3 protein-coding genes are annotated in these 4,095 nt (G+C 61.8%); all 3 read left to right on the top strand.

Translation table 11 applies throughout. The features are described 5' to 3' along the window. The coding region (locus ACYCUK_RS23605; RefSeq protein ID WP_461597026.1) for a HEAT repeat domain-containing protein at positions 1-508 on the top strand (508 nt) is incomplete at its 5' end. A 120-nt stretch (positions 509-628) separates the two neighbouring features. After that, positions 629-958, top strand: coding sequence for a ferredoxin FdxA (gene fdxA / locus ACYCUK_RS23600; RefSeq protein WP_461265931.1), 330 nt, complete (start codon positions 629-631; stop codon positions 956-958). Between the two features lie 128 nt (positions 959-1,086). Next, positions 1,087-4,095: FAD-dependent oxidoreductase (locus ACYCUK_RS23595; RefSeq protein ID WP_461597025.1), on the top strand; the 3,009-nt coding region annotated here is incomplete at its 3' end.

Below are 4,095 nucleotides of genomic sequence, written 5' to 3'. Positions count from 1 at the left end.
ATTTGTTAAGGCATCTGTCTTGCGGGCCATCAAACCGCTCCGCATCCGGAGCGCCGCCACCTATGCGCTGAATGGATTACATGATTCATCGGAACATGTCCGTTTAGAGAGCGCTGGGGTGCTGGGGTACCTTCAAGATCCATCATATTTACCTTATCTTGCAAATGTTGCTTCTGCAGACGAAAATACTGACGTTAGAAGAACTGCCATGGGCGCACTAGGATACTCTTTATGCCCAGAGACACTGTCAGCAGTTAGTCATGGCCTTAAAGATGATGCATGGCAAGTAAGGGAAGAGGCTGCTGTCACGATCGCGAAGCTTAAGGCTGTGGAGGCTGGCAACCAGCTCATACAGGTTATTTCTACCGAACCGTATTGGCAGGTAATTGCAAAAGTATTAGTTGCGCTAGGGAAAATCAAATCCAGGGAAGCTGTTGAAGAAGTCGAAAATATGCTCTTTCATTCTGTCAGTAATGTGCGCAAGGAAGCGGCTATTTGCCTGGGATAGATTGGTGATCCACGTGCCATTGGGAGTTTACGAGAGGCCCTGATGGACAGGGATCCTGACGTAAAAAAATTGGCAGCGTGGGCTATTGCAAAGATAGAGACAGAATAAGCGAGGATAAAAATGACATTTGTAGTTACTGAAAACTGTATAAAATGCAAATATATGGATTGTGTTGAAGTGTGTCCTGTGGATTGTTTCCATGAGGGGACAAACTTTCTGGTTATAGATCCAGCGGAATGTATAGACTGTACTCTATGTGAGCCAGAATGTCCTGCTGGCGCGATCTATAAAGAAGAAAATATTCCACTAGAATATCGCGAATTTATTAATATAAATGCACAACTATCTATTAAATGGCCAGTTGTAAGCGCAAAGAATGAACCATTAGAGGACGCCGACAAATGGGACGGTGTAAAAAACAAAAAAGTTTACCTTGATATTGAATTATAAGATAATAGGCGGACAAGATGGCTTTAATTAATACGGAAAACGGCCGTGCCAACCCTCAACGAAATACATCCTCCATACTGTATTTATCGGAAGGCTACAGCTATTCGGAGCTTTTCACCGATACGGGCTTGGCCCGTTTGGACGGCGATTTTCTGCGTTATCTGGGGGAGCAGGATGGGGGCCTGCGCGATGGGCTGCTGGCGTATCGGCGCGGGGCCGAGGGCCTCGATGGTCAGGCCCGCAGCGCCCTGCTGCTGGCGGTGGCCCCCCATCTGGAGGCTTTTGTGGCCCGGCTGTTCACCATCGAGGCGCAGGCCATGGCGCTGCAGGCGCAAACCCGCAGCCAGGATGTGGTCATGGCCTTCAAGAAGCACTTCGTGCTGCGCCGGGCGCGCCGTTATCGCGGTGAGTTTCCCCGCTCCTTTGCCGACCTCCAGCAGTGGCTGGACGCGGAGATCCGGCGTCACGGTTTTGCGGGTGCCGACCGGGAATGGGCCATTGCCCGCCTGGGGGAGATCTGGCTGGCGGACGAGGCGGCCTTTGCGCCGGAGATGGCGGGCCTGACCCAGTGGTGCGCCCTGGCCCTGAGCGACCCCCAGGCGGCGCAGGCGGTGGCGGACTGGCCCAGCTTCCGCCTGCCGCAGCGGGTGGATCCCACCCAACTGGTTCCCCTGGAGCGCCGGCAGCAAGGGGCAGGCACGGCGGTGCTGATGGCGCCGCTCGCGCAGTGGCGCCGACGCGACGGCTTTCACCTCACCGATCCGCGCATGGGCGCCCGTGCGGTGCAGAGCGAAGTCCATTATTGCCTCTATTGTCATGATCATGACGGCGACTTTTGTTCCAAAGGCTTCCCGGAGAAAAAGGGGGTGCCGGAGCTGGGGCTGAAGATCGATCCCCTCGGCGTCACCCTGACGGGTTGTCCGCTGGAGGAGAAGATTTCCGAAATGCAACTGCTCAAGCGCGACGGTTTCGGCATTGCCGCCCTGGCCATGGTGATGGTGGACAATCCCATGATCCCGGCGACGGGTCATCGCATCTGCAATGACTGCATGAAGGCCTGCATCTATCAAAAGCAGGATCCGGTGAATATCCCCGAGATCGAGACCCGCGTCCTCACCGACGTGCTGGGCCTGCCCTGGGGGGTGGAGATCTACGACCTCTTCACCCGCTGGAACCCCCTGCGGGATTGCCAATATCTGCCCAAGCCCGACAACGGGCGCAAGGTCCTGGTGGCCGGCATGGGGCCGGCGGGCTTCACCATGGCCCATCATCTCACCCAGGAGGGCTGCGCCGTGGTGGGCATCGACGGGCTCAAGATCGAGCCGCTGCCGGCCCAGTGGCTCGAGGCCCCGGTGCGCGACTGGAGCGCGCTGCAGGAGGACCTGGACGAACGGCTCCTGCTGGGTTTCGGCGGGGTGGCGGAGTATGGCATCACCGTGCGCTGGGACAAGAATTTCCTCAAACTCATCTATCTGAGCCTGGCGCGGCGCGCCCGCTTTCAGCTCTTTGGCGGCGTGCGCCTGGGCGGCACCATCACCCTGGAGGATGCCTGGGCGCTGGGCTTTGACCATGTCTGCATCGCCACCGGCGCGGGCTTGCCGCGCCTGGTGCCCATGGGCGAGAGTCTGGCGCGGGGCATGCGCCAGGCCAGCGACTTTCTCATGGCGCTGCAGCTCACCGGGGCGGGCAAGAAGAGCAGTCTGGCCAATCTGCAGGTGCGCCTGCCGGCGGTGGTCATTGGCGGCGGGCTGACGGCGGTGGATACGGCGACGGAGGTTCAGGCCTACTACATCAAGCAGGTGGAGAAGGTCCGCGAACGCTACGAGGCCATGGTGCCGACCCTGGGGGAGGAGAAGCTGCGCGCGGGGCTTTCCGCGGAGGATGCCCAGATCCTGGAAGAGTTCCTGGACCATGGCCGGGCCGTCCGGGAGGAACGGCGGCGCGCCGCGGCGGCCGGAGAGGCACCCGATTTCGTGCCGCTCCTGCAGGCCTGGGGCGGGGTGACCCTGGCCTATCGCAAGGGGATGAGTCAGTCGCCGGCCTATACCCGGAATCACGAGGAGCTCATCAAAGCCATGCAGGAAGGGCTCTTCTATGCCGAAGGCCTGGATCCCCTGCGCGCCGAGCTGGACGCCTACGGGCATATCGAGCGCATGGTCTTTCGACGCATGACCGAGGTGGAGGGGCAGTGGCTGAATAGCACGGCGGAGGTGGAGCTGCCGGCGCGGGCGGTCTTCATCGCCGCCGGCACCGTGCCCAATACCATTTACGAGCGGGAATACCCCGGCACCTTCGTCCTCGACGGCGACCATTTCCAGCCCCACATCGCCCACGGGGAGGCGTTGCAGGCCGTGCAGGTGGCTGCCCACTGCAAGGCCCCCGAAGCGGGTCCCTTCACCTCCTATGCCCACGACCGGCAGCGCATCAGCTTCATCGGCGATACCCATCCGGTCTTCCATGGCAGTGTCGTGAAGGCCATTGCTTCGGCCAAGGCCACCTACCCGCAGGTCATGGCCGTGCTCGCGGCCAGGCCGGTGGTGGCCGCTGACCTGGCCGCCTTCCGCGCGCAGATGGCCGATGCCCTGACGGCGCGTGTGCTGCGCATCGACCGGACGAATCCGGCGGTGGTCGAGCTCTGGGTCCGCGCACCGCTGGCCGCGCGGAATTTCCGGCCGGGCCAGTTCTTTCGCCTGCAAACCTTCGAGGCCACCAGTCCCATGCAATCGGGAACGCGCCTGCAGATCCCGGTGCTCACGGTGAGCGGCGCGGGGGTGGAAGGGGATGCCATTCGCCTCCTGGTCCTGCAATGGGGGACCGGGCCGCGCCTGGTGGGCCGTTTGCAGCCCGGGGACCCGCTGGTCCTCATGGGCCCCACCGGGGCGCCCACCCATATCCCCCAGGGGCAGACCATCCTGGTGGTGGCGGGGCGCTGGGGTGCCGCCGTGATGCTGGATATCGGCCCCGCCCTGCGCGCCGCCGGCAACCGGGTCCTCTATGTGGCGGCCCTGGGGCGGGCCAGCGAGCTGGATCACCAGGACGAGCTGGAAGCGGCGGCGGACCAGATCCTCTGGTGTACGGCGACGGGACCGTGCATTACGGCACGGCGGCCCCAGGATTGCGCGGTGGCAGCGGCGGAC

This window comes from Thiomonas sp., assembly GCF_054608695.1.
Note: the sequence above shows the minus strand (reverse complement) of the source record. Positions and strands in the feature narration are given on the sequence as shown.